The 24,890-nt window shown below is 41.4% G+C and carries 24 protein-coding genes and 1 riboswitch; of the genes, 9 read left to right on the top strand and 15 right to left on the bottom strand.

Going from position 1 to position 24,890, the window contains the following annotated elements:
• Nucleotides 1–53: 53 nt before the first annotated feature.
• On the bottom strand, nucleotides 54–395 hold the full coding sequence (locus ND16A_RS13975; RefSeq protein WP_235281979.1) for a phasin family protein: 342 nt from the start codon (nucleotides 393–395) through the stop codon (nucleotides 54–56).
• 363 nt (nucleotides 396–758) lie between these two features.
• Entirely contained in the window at nucleotides 759–1,220 is a 462-nt protein-coding gene (gene phaR, locus ND16A_RS13980; protein ID WP_033076663.1) for a polyhydroxyalkanoate synthesis repressor PhaR, read from the bottom strand.
• A 312-nt stretch (nucleotides 1,221–1,532) separates the two neighbouring features.
• Here phaR and ND16A_RS13985 point away from each other — a divergent pair, with 312 nt between their 5' ends.
• Nucleotides 1,533–2,750 carry a polyhydroxyalkanoate depolymerase gene (locus tag ND16A_RS13985; protein ID WP_033076630.1) on the top strand — a complete coding sequence of 406 codons (1,218 nt, stop codon included), beginning with the start codon at nucleotides 1,533–1,535 and terminating at the stop codon, nucleotides 2,748–2,750.
• Between the two features lie 108 nt (nucleotides 2,751–2,858).
• On the opposite strand, the gene ND16A_RS13990 is transcribed toward ND16A_RS13985, so the two are convergent.
• The 4 genes from ND16A_RS13990 to ND16A_RS14000 form a co-directional block, all read right to left on the bottom strand.
• Nucleotides 2,859–4,604: a PHA/PHB synthase family protein gene (locus ND16A_RS13990; RefSeq protein WP_052072894.1), complete on the bottom strand. Its 1,746-nt coding sequence runs from the start codon at nucleotides 4,602–4,604 to the stop codon at nucleotides 2,859–2,861.
• Between the two features lie 100 nt (nucleotides 4,605–4,704).
• Nucleotides 4,705–5,421: a phasin family protein gene (locus ND16A_RS20120; protein ID WP_052072893.1), complete on the bottom strand. Its 717-nt coding sequence runs from the start codon at nucleotides 5,419–5,421 to the stop codon at nucleotides 4,705–4,707.
• Between the two features lie 84 nt (nucleotides 5,422–5,505).
• Nucleotides 5,506–6,714 carry an acetyl-CoA C-acetyltransferase gene (locus ND16A_RS13995; protein ID WP_033076629.1) on the bottom strand — a complete coding sequence of 403 codons (1,209 nt, stop codon included), beginning with the start codon at nucleotides 6,712–6,714 and terminating at the stop codon, nucleotides 5,506–5,508.
• Nucleotides 6,715–6,744: 30 nt separating this feature from the next.
• Nucleotides 6,745–7,491 carry an SDR family oxidoreductase gene (locus tag ND16A_RS14000; protein WP_033076628.1) on the bottom strand — a complete coding sequence of 249 codons (747 nt, stop codon included), beginning with the start codon at nucleotides 7,489–7,491 and terminating at the stop codon, nucleotides 6,745–6,747.
• A 601-nt stretch (nucleotides 7,492–8,092) separates the two neighbouring features.
• On the opposite strand from ND16A_RS14000, the gene ND16A_RS14005 reads away from it, so the two are divergent.
• Complete coding sequence (locus tag ND16A_RS14005) at nucleotides 8,093–8,965, top strand: LysR family transcriptional regulator (RefSeq protein ID WP_052072910.1); 873 nt, start codon at nucleotides 8,093–8,095, stop codon at nucleotides 8,963–8,965.
• An 80-nt stretch (nucleotides 8,966–9,045) separates the two neighbouring features.
• On the opposite strand, the gene ND16A_RS21625 is transcribed toward ND16A_RS14005, so the two are convergent.
• Nucleotides 9,046–9,177 (bottom strand): Arm DNA-binding domain-containing protein, encoded by a 132-nt coding sequence (locus tag ND16A_RS21625; protein WP_327144002.1) that lies wholly within the window; start codon nucleotides 9,175–9,177, stop codon nucleotides 9,046–9,048.
• A 76-nt stretch (nucleotides 9,178–9,253) separates the two neighbouring features.
• On the opposite strand from ND16A_RS21625, the gene sbcB reads away from it, so the two are divergent.
• Nucleotides 9,254–10,702: an exodeoxyribonuclease I gene (gene sbcB, locus ND16A_RS14010; RefSeq protein WP_033076626.1), complete on the top strand. Its 1,449-nt coding sequence runs from the start codon at nucleotides 9,254–9,256 to the stop codon at nucleotides 10,700–10,702.
• A gap of 338 nt (nucleotides 10,703–11,040) precedes the next feature.
• Nucleotides 11,041–12,000: a DUF4382 domain-containing protein gene (locus ND16A_RS14015; protein ID WP_052072892.1), complete on the top strand. Its 960-nt coding sequence runs from the start codon at nucleotides 11,041–11,043 to the stop codon at nucleotides 11,998–12,000.
• Nucleotides 12,001–12,140: 140 nt separating this feature from the next.
• Here ND16A_RS14015 and ND16A_RS14020 read toward each other — a convergent pair whose 3' ends face one another.
• Nucleotides 12,141–13,016, bottom strand: a complete 876-nt coding sequence (locus tag ND16A_RS14020; protein ID WP_152593806.1) for an NAD(P)-dependent oxidoreductase — start codon at nucleotides 13,014–13,016, stop codon at nucleotides 12,141–12,143.
• Between the two features lie 255 nt (nucleotides 13,017–13,271).
• On the opposite strand from ND16A_RS14020, the gene ND16A_RS14025 reads away from it, so the two are divergent.
• Nucleotides 13,272–13,751, top strand: coding sequence for a glutathione peroxidase (locus ND16A_RS14025; RefSeq protein ID WP_033076624.1), 480 nt, complete (start codon nucleotides 13,272–13,274; stop codon nucleotides 13,749–13,751).
• A 112-nt stretch (nucleotides 13,752–13,863) separates the two neighbouring features.
• Here ND16A_RS14025 and ND16A_RS14030 read toward each other — a convergent pair whose 3' ends face one another.
• Together ND16A_RS14030 and lysC are read right to left on the bottom strand one after the other, a co-directional pair.
• Nucleotides 13,864–14,070, bottom strand: coding sequence for a Gfo/Idh/MocA family oxidoreductase (locus tag ND16A_RS14030; RefSeq protein ID WP_033076623.1), 207 nt, complete (start codon nucleotides 14,068–14,070; stop codon nucleotides 13,864–13,866).
• 115 nt (nucleotides 14,071–14,185) lie between these two features.
• The gene (gene lysC, locus ND16A_RS14035; RefSeq protein WP_033076622.1) at nucleotides 14,186–15,529 is read right to left on the bottom strand and encodes a lysine-sensitive aspartokinase 3; all 1,344 of its coding nucleotides are present in this window, start codon (nucleotides 15,527–15,529) and stop codon (nucleotides 14,186–14,188) included.
• 313 nt (nucleotides 15,530–15,842) lie between these two features.
• Nucleotides 15,843–16,038: riboswitch (Lysine riboswitch) on the bottom strand.
• 226 nt (nucleotides 16,039–16,264) lie between these two features.
• On the opposite strand from lysC, the gene elyC reads away from it, so the two are divergent.
• Nucleotides 16,265–17,020, top strand: coding sequence for an envelope biogenesis factor ElyC (gene elyC / locus ND16A_RS14040; RefSeq protein ID WP_033076621.1), 756 nt, complete (start codon nucleotides 16,265–16,267; stop codon nucleotides 17,018–17,020).
• 60 nt (nucleotides 17,021–17,080) lie between these two features.
• Here the strand turns inward: elyC and ND16A_RS14045 are convergent, their stop codons facing one another.
• The 5 genes from ND16A_RS14045 to ND16A_RS14060 all read right to left on the bottom strand — a co-directional run bounded on the left by ND16A_RS14045 (nucleotide 17,081) and on the right by ND16A_RS14060 (nucleotide 21,866).
• The gene (locus ND16A_RS14045) at nucleotides 17,081–17,641 is read right to left on the bottom strand and encodes a YceI family protein (protein ID WP_033076620.1); all 561 of its coding nucleotides are present in this window, start codon (nucleotides 17,639–17,641) and stop codon (nucleotides 17,081–17,083) included.
• A gap of 85 nt (nucleotides 17,642–17,726) precedes the next feature.
• On the bottom strand, nucleotides 17,727–18,266 hold the full coding sequence (locus tag ND16A_RS14050; RefSeq protein WP_033076619.1) for a cytochrome b: 540 nt from the start codon (nucleotides 18,264–18,266) through the stop codon (nucleotides 17,727–17,729).
• A 461-nt stretch (nucleotides 18,267–18,727) separates the two neighbouring features.
• Nucleotides 18,728–19,486 (bottom strand): Nif3-like dinuclear metal center hexameric protein, encoded by a 759-nt coding sequence (locus ND16A_RS14055; protein WP_033076618.1) that lies wholly within the window; start codon nucleotides 19,484–19,486, stop codon nucleotides 18,728–18,730.
• Nucleotides 19,487–19,629: 143 nt separating this feature from the next.
• The gene (locus ND16A_RS20115) at nucleotides 19,630–21,111 is read right to left on the bottom strand and encodes an FGGY family carbohydrate kinase (protein ID WP_052072891.1); all 1,482 of its coding nucleotides are present in this window, start codon (nucleotides 21,109–21,111) and stop codon (nucleotides 19,630–19,632) included.
• Entirely contained in the window at nucleotides 21,108–21,866 is a 759-nt protein-coding gene (locus ND16A_RS14060; RefSeq protein ID WP_052072890.1) for a class I SAM-dependent methyltransferase, read from the bottom strand. The genes ND16A_RS20115 and ND16A_RS14060 overlap by 4 nt, the downstream gene beginning before the upstream one ends.
• 100 nt (nucleotides 21,867–21,966) lie before the next feature.
• Between ND16A_RS14060 and gloB the strand changes: the two genes are divergently transcribed.
• The 3 genes from gloB to ND16A_RS14075 all read left to right on the top strand — a co-directional run bounded on the left by gloB (nucleotide 21,967) and on the right by ND16A_RS14075 (nucleotide 24,889).
• Nucleotides 21,967–22,752: a hydroxyacylglutathione hydrolase gene (gene gloB, locus ND16A_RS14065; protein WP_033076617.1), complete on the top strand. Its 786-nt coding sequence runs from the start codon at nucleotides 21,967–21,969 to the stop codon at nucleotides 22,750–22,752.
• 64 nt (nucleotides 22,753–22,816) lie between these two features.
• Entirely contained in the window at nucleotides 22,817–24,442 is a 1,626-nt protein-coding gene (locus ND16A_RS14070; RefSeq protein ID WP_033076616.1) for a LysM peptidoglycan-binding domain-containing protein, read from the top strand.
• 126 nt (nucleotides 24,443–24,568) lie between these two features.
• Nucleotides 24,569–24,889 (top strand): DUF3302 domain-containing protein, encoded by a 321-nt coding sequence (locus ND16A_RS14075; RefSeq protein WP_033076615.1) that lies wholly within the window; start codon nucleotides 24,569–24,571, stop codon nucleotides 24,887–24,889.
• Nucleotide 24,890 lies beyond the last annotated feature (1 nt).

Here is a 24,890-nt window from a genome sequence, read left to right as displayed (position 1 = left end):
CGATACTCAGCAAGTGAATATCGGTTTCACTTTAATGCCTGAAAATTATGCCGTTATTGGGCGACATTGCTCAAGTTTTCATTAACTAGAGAAACTTGTTTTTGGGTGAATTCGTTAAAATCATCACGGACCTTGGTTGATATATCAACCAGTTCCTGATTTTTCACTTTTAATTTCTCACCAAAATCTTTGGTGATTTTCGTTTGTTGCTCGGTTAAGTCTTTAACATCTTGGGTTTTAGAAAACACATTTAAGCTTTCAACACTCGCCTCTGTCGCTAATGAGATTATTTCCATTTGCTTTTCCGCTAGTGAGCTCCATGCTTTTTGATTAAGTTGTCCAAAAGCACCAACACTTTCAAGGCTTTTTGTGCTTACGTCTTTAAAAAATTTCATGTTATCTTCAAGGTTTATCATAGTAATCACTCCGTGGTTAAGTTAATTGTGCACTGCAATATGCTGCAGTGCAGCATAGGACGATTTTTGAACAAGGTCAATAGATAAATTTCAAAAGTGGTTATTATTCATTCGATCAATACAACTATATGGATGACAAAGAACTGTTTTCTAAGTGCATTTTTATCGCTTGGCAATGCAGATATCGTGGCAGGTAGGAAGCTAGATAATATAGGAGCTATTAAGGAGTCAGGAAATTTGATTTTTCTCGGCAAAAGTGCGGACAGATTAAACCCAAAAAAACGAATCATCCCGGTTTACACCACAATAATTCGTTCATTTTTATTTTTCAGGAAAGGTGAACTATTTCTTTTTATTATCTTTTGCAGAATCGGCCGATTGTTGAAAAAACGAGCTTTGCATATCCGTCCACACCTTCATATTTTGCTGCGCCAACTGAGCGATATTTTGCATCGGGTTAGAATTTGTCGAAGAAGAAAACAGTTGCTGTTGTTGTTGGCTAAATGCCACTAAACTCTCCTCTAAATACTTACCAAGCACCCCTTGAAAAGTTCCACCGTAGAACCGTATTAAATTAGACAGAGCACTTTCGCTAAATAATGGCTTACCCTGAGACTCTTCCTCCATAATGATCTGCAGCAAAATGGTTCGGGTGATATCATCTGATGAATTACTATCAACCACCTGAAATTCTACCCCTGCCATCACTAACTCTTTGACATTTGTTAAAGTGATATAACAACTTTGTTCGGTATCATATAAGCGACGGTTAGGGTATTTTTTTATAATTCTTGGTTCTGCCATACTAAAACTCTCTAATTGCATCTTTCGTCTTAGTGTACCGAGAATTGGCTGAAATACCAATATTAGCCTTGCTCAATATAAGATGATGTTGAAACAGCCTGTTGCTGGTAATCCCCGCAATTATAGAAAATCGATTGCTTGTATCACGGTGAACCAATTCATTAGAAATTTATATATTTTGGTTGATCTTTGACCTGTATTGGCGTTAGTATTTAACTAATGGTGCACCGCACCATTACCTGTCGTTTCATTCTTACTGACTATTATTACGCATTCGAAATGAATACCAGATCAAACATAAAAGGCAATACAATGTTATATCAAATGCATCAATCTTACATGACTGCAGTATCCCCGTTGAATGCCTGGATGCAACAAATGCAACAGCTTAGTGAACACCCGTGGTCACCTTTAAATTATTCTTTTGCTGGTAAAACCATAGCAGCAACGATGGAAGTCATTGAGCGGTTTACTGGGGTTTATGGTAAACCAGGGTTTAATATTGACTATGCCAATATTGATGGCAATAAAATAGCCATTAAAGAAGTTGTTGTTATCGACAAACCTTATTGCAAGTTACTGAACTTTCAGCGAAATGGTCAATATTCTCAGCCTAAGGTATTAATTATTGCACCTTTATCCGGGCATTATTCAACCCTGTTACGTGGTACCGTAAAGCACTTTATTGATGATCACGATGTGTACATTACTGACTGGGTTAATGCCAGGGATGTACCGCTCAGCGCCGGCAGTTTTTCGTTTGATGATTATGTCAAAACTATTATCGAATTTTGCCAGTATTTAGCCGGAGACTTCCATATTATTGCCGTGTGCCAACCAACCGTCCCAACCCTTGTTGCTGCCACTGTCATGGCACAGAATAATGCGAGTTATCAGCCCAAATCAATGTCTTTGCTTGGTGGCCCTATTGATACCAGGATCAGCCCAACCGAAGTTAATGACTATGCCATTTCAAAGGAGCTGGAGTGGTTTGAGAAAAATGTCATCTGTTCTGTACCTAATGGCTATGTAGGTGAAGGGCAGCGAGTCTATCCCGGTTTTATCCAACTCTCTGGTTTTTTAAGTATGAACATGGACAGTCATATTGATAAACATTTTACCTTTTATGGTGACTTAATCAAAGGAGATGGCGATAATGCTGAAAATCATCGTCAATTTTATAATGAATACTTAGCGGTAATGGACTTACCCGCTCAATACTATATTGATACCATTAAACACGTATTTATTGAGCATCAATTGCCTAAAGGTGAAATGACCTATCAAGGCGAGCTAATCGATACCTCAGCAGTAACACAAGTGGCGTTAATGACAGTTGAAGGTGAAAAAGACGATATCACTGGCGCAGGTCAAACCCAGGCGGCACATCAAATATTATCAGGTATACCAGAGCAGATGAAACAACACTATCTTCAGCCTGAAGTTGGACATTACGGGGTATTTAATGGTCGAAGATTCAGACAAGAAGTTGGACCAAGAATAAAACAGTTTATCGCTGAATTTGACTAGGGCTATTTAAAAGAGATATAGGGCTAACGCGCTTTGTATTACAAAATACTAAGCGCGTGTTAGATGGCTGATAACTCATGTTAAAATGGTCATCTATGGTTGAACGGTTCAGTTTTCACAATTGTTTAAGTTTGCCTTGTCCATGTCTTCAAGCTTCACTTTCACATAACGCCCGGGAGCTGGCTCTATAACCTGATATTGGTCACTACCCAAAGCCGGCGAGTCAATTTTCTTTCCTGCTCGTTTGTTAAGCCATTTATGCCAATGAGTCCACCACGACCCTTGCTCTTTGGTTGCGGTTTCTAACCATTTATCAGCGCCGTTATTCAGTTCACCATCAAGCCAGTAATGACGCCGGTTTTTAGACACAGGATTAATCACACCTGCAACATGACCACTTGCAGCAAGCACAAATTGATGACTGCCACTAAGCAATTCAGTGCCTTTAAAGGTACTTTTCCAAGGCGCAATATGATCGTCAATAGTCGATAGAAAATAACAGGGAACGTCAATTTTAGCTAAGTCGATTGGTTCATTACATATGGTTATGGCGTTGTTTTTACTTAAATTATTATTAAGATACATTTGTTTGATATAAAACTGGTACATTTCATAAGGCAGGTTTGTTGAATCACTGTTCCAATACAAAATATCAAAAGACGAAGGTTGCTTGCCTTTAAGGTAGTTGTTAACCACATAAGACCAAATGAGATCACGCGAACGCAACAGGTTAAAAGCGTTCGCTAAATATCGACCACTTAATACGCCTTGTTCTTTTGCCTGAGTCAGTAATTGATCAACCTGTTGCTGATCAATAAATACCGAGATATCCCCTGGTTGTTCAAAATCCAATAAGGTAGTTAAAAATGTTGCTGACCGTACTGAATTATCTTTACGATTTGCCAGAACAGCCAAAGTACTTGCCAGCAAAGTACCGCCCACACACCAGGAGACAGCATTAACATTGTTAGAGTCAGTGATCTTTTTAACAATATTTATTGCATTAATGACCCCGTCCTCAACGTAGTTATCCCAACTAAGGTGACCCTGCTGATTGCTTGGGTTGAGCCAAGAGATTAAAAAGGTATTTTGCTGTTTCTGAACGCAGTAATTCACAAATGAATTGTGTGGCTGAAGATCAAGAATGTAAAATTTATTGATACATGGCGGTACAATGAGGGTTGGCTTACTAAAGACTTGTTCACTTTGCGGCCGATAATGAATTAACTGAAACAATTCATTTTCATAAATAACCGCACCTTCAGTGACCGCAAGGTTCTCACCTAAGCGAAAGGCGCTTTCATCAGTCATGCTAATGCGGCCTTTTTCGATGTCAGAAAATAAATTTTTAAGGCCATTGACTAAGCTTTGACCATTGGTATTAATGGCTTCTTGAATAACTTCAGGATTCGTCGCGGCAAAGTTATCTGGCGACATCGCTTCAAGGTATTGCTTAGTATAAAATTCAAGTTTTTGCTGCTCTTGCTCAGCTAAATTAGAATCTTCGGCTAATTCATTAAGGGTATTTGCGGTAATAACATACGAACTTTTGATGTAGTCAAAAATTTGTTCTTGTATTGCTTGTCCTGAGTCGTCATTGCCTGCAGTGCTCAGTTTGGCTGCCTGCCCGGTCAGAAATTGATTCCATAAACCGATTTGTTGTGTTTGAAATTCGACAACGCTATTGAGCCAGGCAGAGGGGTCTGCAACATGACGCTGAGTTAACTCAAGCCACTGGTTATTAAACTGCGCAAATGCCTGTTTCGTCTGCTCTGATGAAAGAGTTTCCAACATTTGGTTGGTTTCATTATTGATAAATTCAAAAAACTCTTGTGCGCTTGCCATATTTTTCATTGATACCACTCCTTTTATCGATAACGGCTATAAAAACATTGAAGTTAAAACATTAAGCCCTTTTGATAACCACACTAAGGTGTGGTTCATTTTTTAATCATTACTGTTTATCTGAAGCGGGCTTTTTCGCGCTGCTTCCTGGTGGTGTTGATGGCTTTACTGGTGCTGGTTTTACAGGTACTGGCTTAATGGATTTTGTCGATGAAACTTTTTTTGTTGCTGGCTTTGCCGGACTTGTTTTAGCGGCAAGTGGTTCAGTTACCGTTGTTTTTTTTGCCTCGGCTTTAACGGTTTTTGCTTTAACTGGTTTCGCTTTAACGACTTTGGCGTTAACTGCCTTGGCTTTAACCGGGTTCGATTTGGCCGGGCTTGCTTTGGTCTTGGCAACTTTAGGATCAGCTGCAGCCGATTTTACTTTTGGCGTTTTTACCTTATTGGTTTTGACCAGGCTCGCTTTATCTGCAGGTTTTTTAGCCGCTGTAGGTGCCACAGTTTCTGCTTCAACCGTTGAGGTTTTAGCTTGAGTGCCAGAAAATGACTGTTGAATATCAAGTTGGGCCTTTTGAAAACTACTCGCAACTTGTTCAGTCAACTGAGTAAGTTTACTTGCTTGTTGCTCAACAAACGTTTTCTGGATTTCCACAAGTGTCTGTGGATCCTTGGCGTTAATAACTTTGTCTACCTGGTCAACAGATTGGCTCAAACTGTCAGTAACGAACTGATGCTGATATGAGACGATATCCCCCCACAATGTTTGCGTGGTTGCAAATAATGGATTGAACAACGAATTGCTTGAATACTGTTTATTATCGGTCATGATGAGTCCTTTATCGATATATTTTAATTTATCTTGCTATTTTAAGTGCTGGTATCAACAGACCCTAATACCAGCATTACCACCTTAATCTAACGATTTAACAATTACAGCGGTTCCCATACCACCACCGATACAAAGTGATGCCAGTCCGAGTTTGTTGCCACGTTTTTTCATTTCATGCAGCAAAGTGACAATAATTCGATTACCCGATGCACCTAACGGGTGACCTAAGGCGATTGCGCCACCATTAACATTGGTTCGCTCGGTTAACGCCGCAAGAGATTCTTGGTGATCATTACAAAGCTGTTTCATTACCCCAAGCGCTTGCGCAGCAAAAGCTTCATTTAACTCCAGTAGTTCAATATCCTGTAACGTCAGATCCGCCAGTGATAATGCTTTCGCAATCGCCGGCACCGGTCCTAAGCCCATGATGGCAGGATCAATACCCGATTGAGCATAACTCACTAATTCCGCGATTGGTTTAAGATCATATTTTTCAACAGCCGATTCCGATGCCAGTATGATTGCTGAGCCACCATCATTCAGGCCTGATGCATTACCAGCTGTTACTGTGCCTTCTCTTTTAAATGCCGCCCGCATTTTAGTTAAACCGTCACTGCTCACATCAACTTTGGGATACTCATCAGTAGCGATAACATTCGTCTTGCGGCGTACGGTCACTTCTAATGGCACGATTTCATCCACAAATTTACCACTTTCAATGGCATTTAACGCACGTTGCTGGCTTTGCAAAGCAAAGTTATCTTGCTCTTCTCGACTTACCTCAAGTTTTTCTGCCACATTTTCTGCGGTGATGCCCATATGGTATTTATTGAAAACGTCGGTTAAGCCATCATCAATTAACGTGTCGGAAAGCTCTAAATTGCCCATTTTTGTGCCAAAACGTATGTCTGAGGTCACCACATAAGGGTAGCGAGACATATTTTCCCCGCCACAGGCGACCACAACATTGGCATCGCCAGCCTTAATGTGGGCAGCACCATCCATGACGACTTTCATGCCACTGCCGCAAATCATGTTAACGGTATATGCCGGGGTAATTTCTGGAAGACCGGCAGCGATTGCGGCTTGTCGACCAGGGCCCATGCCTTGACCGGCAGCAATGACATTACCCATCAACAATTCATCAACCTGGGCTGCATCAACATTTGCAGCGGCTAAGGCAGCTGTTACGGCTTCAGCAGCAAGTGCGGAAGCCGGTACTGATTTAAATGCGCCACCAAAGGAGCCAATAGCAGTACGTTTAGCAGAAACGAGATAAACTTTGTTCATTTTTAAAATCCTTTATTATTAGGTAAAAACCTAGTGCATGTACTGGCCGCCGTTGATGTTCAACGTTTCGCCGGTGATATATGCGGCATCCTCACTGGCTAAGTAACTGATTGATTTAGCTATTTCTACCGGAGTTGCCAAACGGCGTTGTGGAATTTGTACTTTAATTGAATCAAGCACCTCTTCTTTAAGGGAGGAAACCATCGGGGTCGCGGTGTAACCCGGTGCAACAGCATTCACCGTAACGCCAAAACGTGCCGACTCCAGTGCTAATGACTTAGTAAAACCGATCATCCCGGCTTTAGCGGCAGCATAGTTGGCCTGGCCAAATTGCCCTTTTAAACCATTAATTGAGGTGATGTTGATAATGCGGCCGTTGCCTTGCTCGCACATCGCTTGAAATAATGGCTGGGTTACATTAAATAAACTATTGAGGTTGGTATTAATGACATCGTTCCATTGTGCAAAATTCATCCGTTTGAACGTGGTATCACGGGTGATACCAGCATTGTTCACCAATACATCGATACGGCCAAAATCTTCCATCACTTTTTTCAAAACTTGATCACAATCCGCGGTATCACACACATCCAGTGCCAAAGGTTCAACAAGGTTCGCTGGAAATGCTTCACTATCAATCCACGATGTTGCACTGTCTTCTTTTCCAGGGCGGTGAGTTGCCAACACGTGGTAACCATCTTCTGCCATTTTATGGCAAATTGCGGTGCCAATCCCACCCATAGCGCCAGTGACTAATGCTACTTTTTTATCTTTCATGATATAGGCCTCCAAGCCGTTTTTTGAGTTTAAAATTTCTAGTGTGATCGACTCTACCGCTCATTTATTACCTTTATATGAAAGTAGATATTATTATTTTTTATTTTTAGCTAACTTCTCCACTCTATCTGCTAAGTACCCTGGAAAGCCTTCACAACCGTTAAAACTAAGCTACCGTTTCACCTTAATATCTACAAACGTTTAAATTTCACTCAATGGATTAGTTTTTTTCACTTATGAAAAAGCGAGATGTTGCAACATCCAGTTGCAGACTAAACATTCCACTCCTGCCTAAACTGCTAGCTTGATACTTTGGTCGTATAGATTTTTTTGCGTTGTCGATTTAAAGTGGTTTTAAGTATTTGAAACAGCTATGAAAGTTAAATAGAGATGCTAGGATCAAGCATTTGTTGGCGGGTATTTTTGTGTTCGATATCGCACCGTTGCAGTGAAAATGTTCTCATCGTGTTCAGCATAAGTTATAAGAAAAACGAATTATTAAATAAATAGGCCGCAATATCAACAACTTACTTTATGGATCAGTTATTGCTCATCTAAGATAATTAATTAAAAAACTATTCAACAAGTAACCATTATGACGATTCAAACACCAATCAGAGGCTTACAATCATTTTGTATTGCGGCAAAGTGCTTAAGTTTCAAGCAAGCTGCAAGTCAGTTATGCCTCACCCCTTCAGCAGTCAGTCATCAAATTAAACAGCTTGAACAACAAATTGGCATTGTCTTATTTGTCAGACAAACACGTGCTATTGTCTTAACCAGTGCAGGCAAACAATTTTATCACGCTGTTCAACCCCTTATTTCGAATTTAGAATCGACCATTTCAGACTTTACCAATAACCAGCAAAACACTACCATTACCATTAGCTTGCCAGAATTTTTTGCTAGCGAATTATTTGTTCCCCGCCTTAGTGAGTGGGCAGAGACACATCCTAATATAAATTTACAATTAGAAACGGTGAAACCAGGTACTGCACCCAGCCAATCGTGTGATCTTTCAATAGTATTAGCAAACGCCAATCCCGATGGCAGTATCGTGCATGACCTCTTTGGGATAAGGTATGTGCCTGCTTGTAACAAAGAAATATTTAAAAAGTGGGCAGTCCTTGGCTATGAGGCGTTGAAATCCCTGCCGCTTATTTTACATCAATCTCATCCATGGTCTTGGCACCAATGGGCAGACCATGTCAATATCAGAGATTTTGATCCTAAACAAATCATTCAATTTGACAGCATGTTTGGTGTGGCCCGTGCCGCTCAGCAAGGAATGGGGATAGCTTTAGTGCCACTCCCCATCAGTAATACCTGGTTCAATGAGCAATTACTGGTAAAACTTTTTGAAGATGAACTAATAACAAAAGATCGTTACTACCTGGTTCAACATGAAAATATAGAGTCAGAAAACGAGTTATCCACCTTTGCCAAGTGGGTTCATAGCAACTTTGCCATATAAAATATCATTCTTTTGGTTTCTTACGCTATTACCTTTGTATCTTTATGCACCGGTCTTAATTCAGGGATTTTATTTCTGGCTTATGCTAAAGTCATAGCTTGATATCGACCAAGGCTTAATCTTGCTGGTTTGTCATGAAAACGATAACGATATTCAAAGGTAAGTGTTCCTGTCGTAGAAACTCTTATGCTTAAACCATCGCGGTCTGCTATGTCGTAGCGCTATACGATGTTACAACAATTACCACAAGCTACTGTATTAGCTGTAAAACAAAGATAAAAATAATAAATGCAAACAGATAAAAACACATCAAATCAACCAACTATACTCTGGCACGATTATGAAACCTGGGGCGTTTCCCCTAAATTTGATAAGCCTTCGCAATTTGCCGCGATTAGAACCGATCTCGATTTAAACGTGATTGGTGAGCCAGTAGAGTTTTACTGTCAGCCGCCACAAGATTACCTGCCCCACCCTGGCGCTTGTATGGTTACTGGCATTACCCCGCAAAAAGCGCAGCGTGACGGCGTAACCGAAGCCGAGTTTGCCGCGCGTATTCAGAAGCTGTTTACCGTGCCCAATACTTGTGTGGCCGGTTATAACTCGGTGCGCTTTGATGATGAAGTGTCTCGCTACTTATTTTATCGAAACTTTTACGACGCCTATGCCAGAGAATGGCAAAACGGCAATAGTCGCTGGGATATTATCGATATGGCGCGTTTGTGTCATGCCCTAAGCCCGGAAGGCATCAACTGGCCGGTAAATGATGAAGGTAAGGTTAGCTTTCGTTTGGAGCTATTAACGGCCGCCAATGGTATCAGTCATGAATCCGCTCATGATGCCACCAGTGATGTTTATGCCACCATCGCTCTTGCCAAGTTAATTAAAGAAAAACAGCCTAAACTGTATAACTTTGTGTTTGGTATTCGTACCAAACAAGAAGTCAATAAGCACCTTAATGTGTATGAAATGGCGCCATTTCTTCATACTTCATCAAAAATTACGCCGGATCAGCGAAATACCAGTTGGTACATGCCAATTGAAACGCATCCAAGTAATAAAAACGCCATTATCTCGGTGGATTTAGCGCAAGATATTTCGCCGTTGTTTGATTTAAGCAGCGACGAAATTAAAGAGCGTTTGTACACTCGCCATGATGAATTAAAAGCGGAAGGTAAGCTCCCTATCCCGGTGAAACTTGTGCATGTGAATAAATGCCCTATTGTTGCGCCGGCTAAAGTATTAACACCAGAGCGGGCGGCGCTGATCAACATTGACCGTGAGCAATGTTTGGCGAACTGGAAAAAATTAAAAGCGCAAAGCCAGAGCATTAAAGAAAAATTGTCGCCGGTATTCGATACCGACTATGGTGACTCAAAAGACGATGCTGAACACGCGCTTTATAGTGGTAACTTTTTTAGTCCGGCAGATAAGCAAAAAATGGCTATGATCCACACCATGGAGCCGGAAAAACTTGGCAGCTATCCGTTTAACTTTATCGACGAGCGCCTAAATACCTTGCTCTTTAGATATCGGGCGCGTAATTACCCACACACCTTAGATATGGCTGAACAACAAAAGTGGCAACAGTACTGTCAAAACAAATTGTCTTCCGGCATTAATGGCTTGAGTTATGATGAGTTTATGATGGAAATTGAAAATTTTGCCCATCAGTTTGAGAATAACAAGCCTAAAATGGCGGTATTAAAAGCGTTGTATGAGTATGTTCAAGGGTAGGGATTAGGAACTAAGGACTAAGGAACTAGGAACAAAAAAGCATCGTTATATCAACGATGCTTTTTTGCACATGGAAACGCTTATATTCGCGCACCATGGATGTTGAATAGGGAATGTTTATACATATTTATACACGGCAGGCAGGAAGTTTTTAGAGGGTAATTTTGATTATGAGCCTTTCAGTAAAAAATTAAATTAACCCCATCAATGCGCGCGTCACAATTGTTTTGTAGTTGCTAACAAAACCCCTTATAATCAGCCGATATAGGGATATTACTCACTTTTTATTTTTCACTTTTTACATTTCTCTTTTCAAAAAAAACAGTCGTGGAGACTCTATGCAGCACTTTAAATTTATCCCATTAACCATGCTGATCGGTTCAAGCTTACTACTGACCGCCTGTGGTGGTTCAAGTTCCGATTCAAAACCTAACACCACTAAGGTTTCTTTTGCCCTTGCCGACGCGCCGGTTGATGATGCCGCAGAAGTCTGGATTGCAGTAGATGCCATCGAGTTAGTCAAAGAAGGCGAAGACAACATACTGCTCGATGTCAAAGATGGCGACTTAGAATATGCGCAACTGGACTTGAAACAATTTCAAGGTGGCGAAAGCAAAATTATTCTGGATGAAACCGAGTTAGTACCTGGAGTATACCAAAACCTGATCCTGCACGTATTAGACGAGAGTGTTGGCGATAACTTCAGCTATGTCACTGAGTTAGATGGCGATCAGATTTCGATGAAGCAACCTAGCCAAAAACTTAAGCTAGGTGGCTTTGAAGTGAGTAGTCAGGGCGTGCAACGATTTACCATTCACTTTGATCTTCGTACCGCTTTGGTGCAAAACCAAAATGGCCAACGCTACAACCTTAAACCGCATGGCGTGACCATTGTCGATAATGAGACGGTAGCATCATTGTCAGGCATGGTCGATGCGAATTTATTTAACTGCATAGGCGATGAAAATGAAGGTAACTTCGTTTATCTTTACCCGGGCCATTCTTTGCCAGTATTAGTGGATAACTATGATGAAAATACTGCGCAAACTGATTTACCAGAAGGTGCCGTTGCACCTGCTGGCTCGACCGCGGTCGTGCTCAATGGCAATGATTACAGTTATGCATTTGGTTTTATCCCTGAAGGCGATTATACCGTTGCTTTTACTTGTAGTGGCTTAAATGACGATGAAGCCTTGTATGATGGTTTGCTAATACCAAATCCTAGTATGCAAATGCACGAAGTCGTGCTCAGTAACGCTATGGATAGCGTACAGGATTTTGAAGAAATATTGCCTTAATTCAAATATACAATCACCCTCTAAAGGCTATCCCTGCCTGCCGGGTATAAGTACAATCCATGAACAAAAAAGCTGCTATTTTAGCAGCTTTATTCGTTTTATCGCTCAGCCTATACAACAGCATAAATAGAACTTGCCGCTTACTTATTTTCCTTTAAGAGTGAAATTAAGCTAGAAGTATCGTAGCGGTTGCCACCGTTTTCTTGTATTTGCTGATAGAACCCATCAACCATTTCGGTCACTGGCAGTTTTGCATCGTATTTTTTCGCTTCATTAAAGGTAATGGCTAAATCTTTGCGCATCCAGTCGACGGCAAAACCAAAATCGTATTCACCGGCACACATGGTTTTATGGCGGTTTTCCATTTGCCAGGAGCCTGCCGCCCCTTTGGATATGGTTTCTATCAGTTTGTCGGTATCAAGCCCTGCGCGCTGGGCAAAGTTTAACGCTTCACTCAAACCTTGTACTAAGCCGGCAATACAAATTTGATTGGCCATTTTGGCAATTTGACCATTGCCCGCCGGGCCCATCAGTTGGCTAAATTTAGCAAAGGCGGCCATTATTGGTTGCAGCTGTACAAACACTTCTTGTTCACCACCACACATCACAGTGAGTTGGCCGTTTTCAGCCCCGGCTTGGCCACCGGATACGGGCGCATCAATAAAGTGTTTGCCTTGCGCTATGGCTACCCGGTTAAGCTCCCGGGCAAGTTCCGCAGAAGCAGTAGTGTGATCGACAAAAACCCCGCCAGTTTTTAAACCGGCAAAAATCCCCTCTTCCCCTAAGGCAACCTGGCGCACATCGTCATCATTACCGACACAGGCAAAAACAATATCCGCATCTTCCGCCGCTTGTTTCGGCGTGGTGGCAAATGAGTTTTCAAAATCACTCGCCCATTGCATGGCTTTGGCCGTAGTACGATTAAATACCGTCACTTGGTAGCCAGCTTTGGCTAAATGACCGGCCATAGGGTATCCCATAACCCCTAATCCGATGAAGGCAATTTTTTTCATGATTGGTCTCTGCTTTTTGGATAAATTCGTAAAAACTTGGTAATACCAATTTGATTAAGTATGTGGCCTATTTTTTGATGTGGAAAAACGGATAAATACAAGCCATAAAATTTAGTAAGTAGTTATTCTACTTATCAATTTTATAACGCAGTAGTTATTCGTTTTAACCATTAAAAATGAGCAGATATTTAATCAACTTGGTATAATTATGTTAGTGTATCTAAATACCACGAAAAATAATAATTCTAAGGGAATAAAATGAATAATATTTATGACTTTACCGTAACCAATAATATAGGTGAGTCGGTACCTTTGCTGAATTATCAAAACAAAGTGTTGTTGATAGTCAATACTGCGAGCGCTTGTGGCTTTACCCCACAGTATGCAGGGCTTGAGCAGTTGTATCAGCAATATAAAGAGCAAGGCTTAGCAGTGTTGGCGTTTCCCTGTAATCAGTTTGGTGAACAAGAGCAAGGCAATGCCGAACAGATCAAAGGCTTTTGCGATTTAAACTTTAACATCAGTTTTGATTTATTTAATAAAATTGATGTCAATGGTGAAAACGCCGATCCGCTCTATGATTACTTAACCGAACAAGCGAAAGGTATCCTTGGCAGTAAACGGATCAAATGGAATTTCACCAAATTTTTGATCAATCGCCAAGGAAAAGTGGTAAAGCGATACGCCACGTTAACCAAGCCTGAAAAAATATCTGCCGACATCGAAGAGCTTTTGTAATATTCGCTTTTTAGCGTATCAATGTAATGTTGTGGTTACAGTTTAGCTTAAGGCTAGGGCTTCAAAGAATAATTCAAGCCAATAAGCTCTCTTACCTTATCTAAGGTTTTCATCAGCTGTTGGCTAAAGCCTGATAGCTGGTATAAACCACTTGGGCCTTAAATTTTGTTGAAAACTCATCGGCTTTTTGCTGCTCTCTTGATGCCACGGCATACAGTTCAGCACCATCAACGGTTAGTAAGTCGATCGCAAATTTGTTGGCAATATTACCCAGGCCAATAATTCCCCAGCGTATGTTTCTATTGCCAACAGATTTCATTTTTACCTTTTTCTCAGTTTTAACTGACCATACTTTGGGCTAAGTAATGCTGTTCCTAATTCCGTAGCCCGTAGCCCGTAGCCTGTAGCCCGTAGCCCGTAGCCCGTAGCCCATTTTACACAAACAACTTATCGTGTAAGGTTTCAACCACCTGGTTCGCTTCGTTTTCATTTACCAGGAAACATAAGTTATTGGCACTGGCGCCATGGCAAATCATCCGAATATTCACGCCTTCAATATTATTAAAGATATTACTGCCCAAACCTGAGGTGGCATTTAAATCATTACCAACGATCGCAATTAAGCTTAAGCCATGCTCTACCGTCACTTCACAAAGTTGCTCTAACTCTTCCACTACCGCTTTATTGATTAATGCCTGGGTTGAACCCGGAGGATTGTCAAAGGTTAATGCCACCGAAATTTCTGAAGTGGTGATCAAATCAACACTGAGCTCATGCTTTGCCAAAATAGCGAACACTTGCGCTAAGAAACCACTGGCGTGCAACATCGCCGGGCTTTTCACCGTCACTAAGGTTTGTTCACGACGCAGTGCAATAGAACGATACGTTGGGTTTGAGTCTACCTGTTGACGAATTTGGGTACCACCGGCTTCCGGCTCGCGCGATGAACCAACAAAGACCGGAATGTCACTGCGCATAGCCGGTATTAAGGTTGCGGGGTGTAATATTTTGGCGCCGAACGTCGCCATCTCGGCCGCTTCGCCAAAGCTGATCTCTGGGATCGCCCGGGCTGAACTGGCAATGCGTGGGTCGGTGGTAAAAATGCCAACCACATCGGTCCAAATTGCCAAACCTGAGGCATTGATTGCTTCTGCCAACAACGCTGCAGAATAATCGGAGCCGCCGCGGCCTAAGGTGGTAGTGTTGCCCATCCCATCTTCGCCAATAAATCCTTGCGTAACAATAACCTGATCGTTTAACAATGGCGTTAATTTTTCGTCACAATTTGCCGCTAACGCTTCTAAGTCAACCACAGCTTTACCAAACAAACTGTTGGTACGCATCACTTGGCGAACGTCAAAGGCGAAACCGTTTACGTCGATACTGCGCAACACCTCGGCAAATAAAATGGAGCTCATTTTCTCACCGCAGGCCAATATCGCATCGCCGGTTTTCGCCGTTTGCAAGATGCTTTGTTGCTCGGCAAGGGCCGTTAACGACACTAATATTTGATCAATCTGTTGATTCAGTTCCGCTTCTGCCGCAGCTAAATGTTTGCTGATGTTGAATTGAATGTCACCAATGCTGGCGATAATGTTAGCTTGTTCGCTAGATGATAATTGAGTTTGCGCCAGCGTCACTAAATGGTTGGTTACTCCGGCACTTGCGGAAACGACAACAACACGAGTTTCAGGTTGTGATTTGATAATGTGCGCACAGCGTAACATTGCTTGATGATCAGCAACACTGGTACCGCCAAATTTGGCTACGTTTAACATTGGATTTTCTCCCTAAATTGCGGTTTTAACTTGCTTTTCTGATAAAGCTTAGCACTGCAAATAATACTTAATACCAATCCGTATAATGATCTGCTCATTGAGTAACTCATATAAACAACACATGAGTTCCCCTTCGGGAATGTATATAAAGCTTGATAACGTCCAGAAATTTCAAAAAGATATGAATAACTATCTCTTTAAAATTTCAGTTGTTCTAAAGCTTTCTATATCATTCTCAATTGATCACATCATTAAGCGAACTGGTATAAAGAAGAGCATGACTGATTGGCAAGGAAGATAACATCTTGATTTTTCAGCCAGAAGCTCTCCACCGTTTCGGTGACAGTCATAAGGATTCAACCGTTATGACCGAATGACGCTTTCCACCTAGTAATTTATTAAAAATTGGCTATTCGCGTTCATTCTCGGCATTAGTCCCCCTCAATAATTGTCTTTGGGGTGTGGCCCCTCAAATTACCTACCTGGCTAATGCAACCTCTTCTGGTGTTGGTTAAAGTATATTTTTGAGCAATAACTCTAATCAACGGTGCAATTAAACCGTAATTTGACGGTAAAAGCAACAAGCTTAGTCGAGAAAACTTATAATTTTTAGTTCTTTAACTGTATTAATACTAATAACGGGCAAAACTCACAGTTTATTGGCAAATAACCATCGCCTTAGATATAGTTCAGTTTATCTATTGTTCAAGATTACTTCTGTTTGAGACTGTTATTGTGGATTTATTTTTTCTTAAAAAATTAATTGGTCAGTTGTTGATGCCACTGCCAATAATAATTATTGCCTTATGTCTGGGTCTATTTTTACTTAATTACAAACCCAAGCATGGCAGAATAATACTGATATCAGCCACTTGCTTATTATTCTTATTTGCCTTTAATCCCGTTGCCAGCCGTTTGATGAAGCCATTGGAAGCTCACTACAGTGTTTATCAACCGAGTAATGACACCTTAGATTACATAGTCATATTAGGCTGCGACCATACCAGTGATGAAAGACTGACACCCAGTCAAGAGTTAAAAATTTGTTCACTGCAACGTTTAGTCGAAGGCATGCGGATTGCCAAGTTGCACCCGCAAGCAACCATCATCACCTCCGGGTGGTCTTCGCATGACAACATACCGAATGCGGAAAAAGTGAAACAAGCGGCGATTGAACTTGGTATCGAAGCCGAGCAAATCATTGCCGAATCCAGACCTAAAGATACCGAAGATGAAGCCATGTACATAGCGCCATTACTGATAGATAAAACCTTTGTGTTAGTGACCAACGCCAACCATATGCCAAGGTCTATGACTTATTTTGAAAATCAAGGGCTTACGCCAATACCGGCGCCGACCGGGTTTTATCTAAAAGATGTTGATGGTGACATGCCTTTCTTAGAATATTTCCCACAGCCTAATCAACTAGAGAAAAGCCAAATCGCCTGGTATGAGACACTGGGCCGCATATGGCAATGGCTAAAAAGTTAGAAAGTTAAAAACGATAGACAGTTCACTTTACCGTCCATCGCTTTTGATAAGAATTAGATGTTACTGGCGTACGCCTTCCACGTGTAAGTCGAATAAAATTTCACCAAAGTCGCTTTTATAGCCAAAGTCACTCATTTTAATCGATGTTGTACCACTAAAGCCTAAACGGTAACCGCCCCAGGGATCATCACCTTCACCAATTTTTACTGCATCAATCACTAACTCTTTGCTAATGCCTTGTAGGGTAAAATCACCGGTGATTGCCAGTTTACCATCACCTTTATCTTCCACTTTAGAGCTGATAAAAGTCGCAGTGCCAAATTTATTTACGTCTAAAAAATCGCCACTTTTTAAGTGTTTGTCACGCTCTGCGTGGTTAGAATCAATACTCGTGGTATCAATATTGATCGCAATTTTAGAGGCGGAAATATTGTTTTGATCAAAATTAAACTTTCCATCGAAAACGTTAAAACGGCCAGTTAACCAACTATAACCCAAATGCTTTACTTTAAAGTTAATCGACGCATGCGCCCCTTGATAATCAACAACATAATCTGCCGCTTGCGTTGATGTTAGTGCACTTAAGCCAAATAGTGCGGTGGCTAAAATAATTTTTTTCATGGTTTTCCTATGTGTGTTACTAAATAAGCTGTGTGAAAATTAAGTCTGTATCTGAATTAAGCTAAAAGTTAAGAGTTGGAAGTTGTTATTTGATCATGCGTTTTAACGTGTCGTCTTTATCAATCAGATGATGTTTCAGTGCTGCCAATCCGTGCAGTAGTGTCAAGGCAATTAATGAATAGGCGACATAACGGTGAATGATGCCGGCCAAGTCTTCCTGATTTTCAACAAATGCGCCCAAACTTGCTACTGAAAACCAATTAAACACCTCGATGGCTCTACCGTCTGCGGTTGAAATTAAATAACCGCTGACAAATACCAACGCCATTAGTAGATAAAGCGCTTTATGAGTGAAGCTGGAGGCTTTTTTCACTAAATTTGAGTGACTGGCAATGGCCAGTACTTTTTCTTGTTTCACTTTCACTAGCAAGCGAACTATGGTTAACGCTAGCAGCAAAATGCCCAGGCTTTTATGCCAGTGCGGGGCCGTTTTGTACCATTGCGAGTAATAGGTTAAATCTACCATCCAAAAGCCCAAAGCAAATAAAGCAATAATGCTTAAGCCTGACACCCAATGCAGCAATTTACTGATAACGCCGTAGGATTGTGTTGTGTTGTTGATCATTTATTACACTCAATTAAATTCAATGAGGCTATTTTACCTTCCCAAAAAATTGAATGAAAGCGTAAAAAAAGCAAGCTAACGTTCGATTTTTTAGAATACCCAGTAATTGAATGATAATTCCTATCAAGTTGATTAAATACTGTGCAGAATGAAACACACTCAAGAAGCGTCCTGCCTGCCGGGGTATAAATACATCCCGGTACAAAATAATAATCGCTTCTGGCTACGGGCTACGGGCAGAGTTGGTAATGTTAGACGAAAGGTGAATTCATCAAATATACAGCTCGTTGCTAGAAGCTAAAAATAATCACCCTCAAAAGACCTCCTGTCTGCCGGGATTAACTACATCCCTGTACAAAACCCTCAAAAGGCATCCTGCCTGCCGGGTATAAATACATCCCGGCACAAAGTCCGCAAATACGGGCGCATTGGAGTAAAGGTAGGTTACAGGAGATAAATGTTTAAACCGGGTTATCCACATCGATAAATAGCACTTGCAACTGATGCTGTTGGTGTAAGTATTCGCCCAACGCTTTTACCCCATAACGCTCGGTGGCATGATGGCCGGCCGCAAAAAAATGAATATCCATTTCACGGGCAATGTGGGTAGTTTGCTCGGACACTTCGCCAGTAATGAAGGCATCGATACCCTGCTCCGCGGCAAGTTCAACATAGCCTTGGCCACCACCAGTACACCAGGCTACTGTTTTTATTGGCTTGTTCGAGCTGGCCGGGATATGCAATGACGCTCTCTCTAGGCTGGTTGATATCTGCTCATTTAACTCATCGCCCGACAGCGCTTTAGCAAACTCACCTTGCATGCTCACCGATACCGGATTGCCCGGTTCTAATGGCCCGGTAACATTAATATTTAATCGTTTTGCCAATTGCGCGTTATTCCCTAATGTTTCATGGATATCCAGGGGTAAATGGTAGGCGAATAAGTTGATGTTGTTATCGATTAACGTTTTGATCCGCTGATACTTCATACCGGTAATGTTATAAGGTTCATTTTTCCAAAAGTAACCGTGATGCACTAAAATTGTATCGGCGCCATGAGCTACCGCAGCATTCAGCAATGCTTGCGATGCAGTAACACCAGTCACAACGTTGCTGATGGTTGCATTGCCCTGTACTTGTAAGCCATTGGGGGAAAAATCTTTTATCCGCTCTGGTTGTAAAAGGTCATTAAGGATTTGTTGAAATTGTTGTCGTTGCATCATTGTTCACTTTTTAGTTTTGGCTTTTAAATTGCTAGCTCTGATAATACTTGTCACCGTGATATAGCGACTCAAAGTATTAGCATTATGCTCACTTTTGCTCGCTATTTGTATCATTTTTTCCAGTGCAGTTCGTTAACGTGCTAATTGTCACCGGGGTAATTATTTACCGGCGTAAACACCGTTGTTTTTGCACCCATGCACTTAACCGCTTCGGCAATGCTGGAATATTGCTTATCTTGCACCGCCAACGTAATGGCAACGCCTAAAGCGCCGGCATCGAGCACTTCCGGTTTATCCACGAAGCGTTGAGTTTTATCGGCAATTGCTTGCAGTAATCGTCTCGAATTCGCACCACCGCCAGTGATCACCAGCTTGTTAACGTTACGGTGCACCCGTTTTAACAGCTGCTTTATCGCCGTATTTAAGCTGTTTACCACCGACTCTTGAATGGCGACGTATTGCTCGAAAATGCTGTGATTCGATAGATTGATAAAGCCCTGATGATAGTTGCTCACGTTGTCGAATTTTGTTAATTCAAACACTAAATTTGTTGCCGTAACATTATTGGCGGCAATGTATAATTCGATTAAATGCTCAATATTGCGGGTTTGCAGGTTAGTGTCGGTTAAAAATTGCAGTGCTGTGGCATTGCGTCGAATAAATTCACTCAGCACATTTAATCCATGGGGCAACATCACTTCCGTTAAATACAAACCAGTGACTAAACTGGGGTACGCCGGGTAAAATGCTTTTGGCCCTTTAAACGTTTTATTTAATAGGGTCACGCTTATCGCCGTTCCCAAACTTATGTGCAATTGCCCGGCCCGGTAACAACCAGCACCTAACACTTCACAAGCTTTATCAGACCCCACAGCTATCACCGGCAGTGAATTGGCAATTTGCAGATCTTGTTGTGCACTGGCCGTGAGCTGTCCTAATTTTCCTCCTGTTTTCAGCAGCTTAGGCAACCAATTGGCTTTTACCGCTAACGCTTGAAATTGCCAGGATGTTGGTTTGTGCCATTGCTGCTGTTTAAAATCAAAGGGTAAGTGGCTAATGATATTGGCCGAACTGTCAACGTAGTTGTTGGTAAGGCGAAAGGTTAAATAGCCAGAGAGCAACAGTAAATGTTCGGTCTTTTGCCAATTATGCCTATCGTGTTGCGCAATATAATTGATAAACGCTTCACTTTGTAAGGTGTTAATGGTGGCTAATACCGGCTTTAATACATTGGCCGCATTAAACAGTAGGCGCCAGCTCCAGTGCAACTTTGGCATATTGGTAGCCTTGCGTTGATCTAACCAAACAATGGCATTTCGTAACGGTTGCCCTTTAGCATCGAGATTAAATAAGGTATTACGCATGGTGGTAATACCCATGCTGCGCAGCTCAGTTAAATCAATGTTATCAGCGAATGCCAATTGCTGTAAATTTTGGCAGCAAATAGCCACTTGCTGATAAAACCAAACCGGTTGTTGTTCAACAAAACCTTGCTCAGGATGTAAGTACTGCAGTGGATAACTCTGATGCTTTAAGATCACATTGCCGTTGTTATCAAAAATAACCGCACGTACCGACTGACTACCAAAATCTATGGCTAAATATAGTGGTGTTACCCTCATTTTTTCAAAGGGGCCCTGCTACTTGGTCCATAGGTGGTGACTTTAACCGGATGAAATTTAGGACGAATTTGCCATTTTGGCCTTAGCGGCGTCAATGGGTGTACTCGTTTTTTGGCAATAATCAGATAAACGGAACCAAATGGCGTTAAATACTTACTGGCAAATTTTAACCAAATTCGGTTCCACCAGCGCTTACTGTCAAAGGGCGAATGCAGTACGGAATGAAGAAAGCGCTTGTCTTCAATAATTTCATAACCGAGTAAATGTAACCAATCTTTGACTCGCATCGGAGTAAAAAAACGGCCTTTCCACGGTAAGCTCTGACGGCGAAAAGGAATGAGCTGATTAAAACCGGCCAAACTAAACGGATTAAAGCCACTGATAATTAAGTGGCCATTGGGAATAAGCACACGATCGCTTTCACGCAACACATGGTGCGGGTCAATGGCAAATTCCAGGCCATGGGTCAATAAACACAAATCAACGGAATGTTCTAAAAAGGGTAAATCATCAACTTCGGCAATAACATCGGCATTAGAATTCGCCCCGGTAACAATAACCTGGTGATTAATCATCGAATTTTCGGTATTAATGGCCCCGCTCAACACCCCAAGCTTTAATAAATGGTAGCCGAAAAGTCTTGGCCACCAAGGGCTTAAGTGTTGCTCTATCGATTGAGCAATTAATTCGCCATTGGGCATATCTCGCCACTGTACCGGTTCTTGCGGACGATCAAAAGCTAACGCGGGTTTCATGGATATTATGGTACCTGGTTGAGTTGAACAAAGTTGAGCTTGGCAATTCAATTATTGGTATACTCAAGGTATACTGAAAAAAAGTAAAAATGGAATACCAATGACTCAAGTTACCGCGATCAAAGCGTTTAACGATAACTATATATGGTGTATCACTAATGGCGCAAGTTCTAGTTGTACATTAGTTGATCCTGGTGATGCTAACGTATGTATCGAATTTATAAAAGAAAATCAGTTAACGCTTAATACCATTTTAATCACTCACCATCATCAAGATCATGTTGGCGGGTTGCAGAAATTGCGTGAATTTTGCCAACAAAATGACTGGCCGGTATCCATCTTTGGCCCGGCAGGTGAGGCAATTCAATTGCTCGATCACAAACTCGAAGAAAATGATCAGCTATCTTTGTATGATGATGAGTTAATTTTTACCGTTATCGATTTACCCGGTCATACTTCTGGCCATATTGCCTATTATAGTAACGGCATACTTTTTTGCGGTGACACCTTATTTTCTGGGGGCTGTGGTCGGTTATTTGAAGGCAGCGCCGCCCAAATGCATCATTCATTGGATAAACTTGCAAACTTGCCTGCCGACACTAAGGTTTATTGTGCCCACGAATATACCCTGGCAAATTTAAATTTTGCCCGAACAATTGAGCCAAACAATAGTCAACTACAGAGTTACTATGATAATGTGGTGCGCTTAAGAGCAAAGGATATTGCCACCATACCAACCACAATAGGCCTTGAAAAACAAATTAATCCGTTTTTACGTAGCCATGTGGATTCGGTACAACAATCGGCAAAACAACATAGCCAACATTTATTGCAAACCGATGTCGATGTTTTTGCTACGATCCGGTCGTTAAAAGACAATTTTTAAAAAATATTATAATTTCAAGCGCTGCATTCAACTTTAATTAGCGTAAAAATAGAAAAGAGCATTCATGAAGAAAATACTATTTCCAATATCCCTAACCTTGATGGTTGGTTGTCAAAACCTCGATGATCAAGCCCTAAAATCGGGTGCAGATAAAATTCCACCTGGCAAAATGGCCAGTAATGGCGATATCTACGAAGCATTATTGGCGGATGAAACAGCCAAAGTTATCCATCCTAAAGCTGACGTCGATATTGAGCTTGGTGATAAAGACAATGCCATCATTTCTGACAACGTTTGGGACAGGGTTCGTAGTCAGTTACACTTTGACATTCCACAAAACAAAAAAGTGATCGCCCAGCGTAATTGGTATGCTAAACATCAAAGCTATTTAGACCGGGTGGCGAAACGCTCTGAGCCCTTTATTCATCACATCGTGGAAGAGCTAGAAAAACACAACATGCCCATGGAACTGGTCCTTTTGCCTGTTGTTGAAAGTGCCTACGATCCTTTCGCTTACTCGCACGGCAGCGCCTCTGGTATGTGGCAATTTCTCTCAGGAACCGGTAAACAGTTTGGTTTACAACAAGACTGGTGGTATGACGGTCGTCGCGACGTAGCGGCATCGACACAGGCCGCGATCAAGTTTTTAAAATACTTGCACAAACGTTTTGATGGTGACTGGCTATTGGCATTAGCAGCCTACAACTCCGGCGAAGGACGAGTATCCAAAGCCGTTAAATACAATGCCCGTAAAGGTAAACCGACTGACTTTTGGAATTTAAAACTGCCGCGCGAGACTCGAGATTATGTGCCTAAGCTGTTAGCTTTGGCCGAAATTGTAAAAAGCCCAGCCGATTTCAATGTGACGCTGTACGCCATAGATAACAAAGCAGTGATAAGCTCGGTAGATATTGGTTCACAGTTAGATCTTGCTTTAGCTGCCGACTTGTCGGGTTTAACCATAAACGAATTGCATGCACTTAATCCTGGCTTTAACCGTTGGGCAACGGCACCGAATGGTCCGCATCAGTTATTGATACCAAATAACAAGGTGGAAAAATTTAAAGGTGAGCTGGCGAAACTTGATGATAAAGACCGGTTATCGTGGCAGCGTTATAAAATTAAAAACGGTGACAGCTTAAGCGTGATTGCCAATCGTTTTAATACCACGGTTACTGTGGTTAAAGAGGCCAACAATCTTAAAAACAACAGCATTCGTGCCGGCAGATATCTGCTGATCCCGACGGCAACCCAATCACTTGATCGGTATAAAACTTATGAGCAAGTGAGAGTGGCTAAACTCAGTAAAAAAGGCACTGGCACTAAAATCACCCACACGGTAAAAAATGGCGATACCCTTTGGGACATAGGAAAATTGTACAAAGTATCGGGTAAAAACATTGCTAAATGGAATGGTTTTGCCCCGAAAGATATGTTGCGTCTCGGGCAAAAACTGACAGTTTGGACTGGAAAGTCAGCGCCAATCAAAACCAATCAAACGGCAGCGGTTGGCAATACCATCATGCGCAATATCAATTACAAAGTCAGATCGGGCGATTCACTCGACCGAATCGCCAATAAATTTAAGGTCAGTATTAGCGACATTGAAAAATGGAATAATTTGAATCGTAAAAAATACCTGCAACCTGGACAATTACTCAAACTCTCAGTAAACATCACCAGCATTTAATCCGTTAAAATTAATTTTTATTTAAAAAAGAGCAGTTTACCTGCTCTTTTTTTTGCTGAAAAAATGTATATTCCCATTTTTACTGCTATGTTAATTAAACCAAATTAAAAATATGTGGAGCCTTAAATGCTTGAATACTTTGCTTTATTTCTAGTCTTCTTTGTCGCGCTGGTGCTTTTTTATGGCATTATCGTCATCCATGATATCCCTTATGAAATTGCGGTAAAACGTAATCACCCACAACAAGATGCTTTACACGTAGCCGGATGGATCAGCTTATTTACCTTGCACGTTATTTGGCCATTTTTATGGATATGGGCAACCCTCTATAAAGAAGGTGTCGGCTGGGGTTTTAATACTGAGCAAAACGATTTATCGAAAGACGTCGACAGTTTAAAGGCGGAGCTCGCCGAAATTAAGCAGCAATTGCAAAGTAAGGAGAACTAAT

The organism is Thalassotalea sp. ND16A, assembly GCF_000764205.1.
Classification (GTDB): Bacteria; Pseudomonadota; Gammaproteobacteria; order Enterobacterales; family Alteromonadaceae; genus Thalassotalea_A.
The sequence above is the reverse complement of the archived record's forward strand: the minus strand, read 5'-3'. Positions and strand labels throughout refer to the sequence as shown.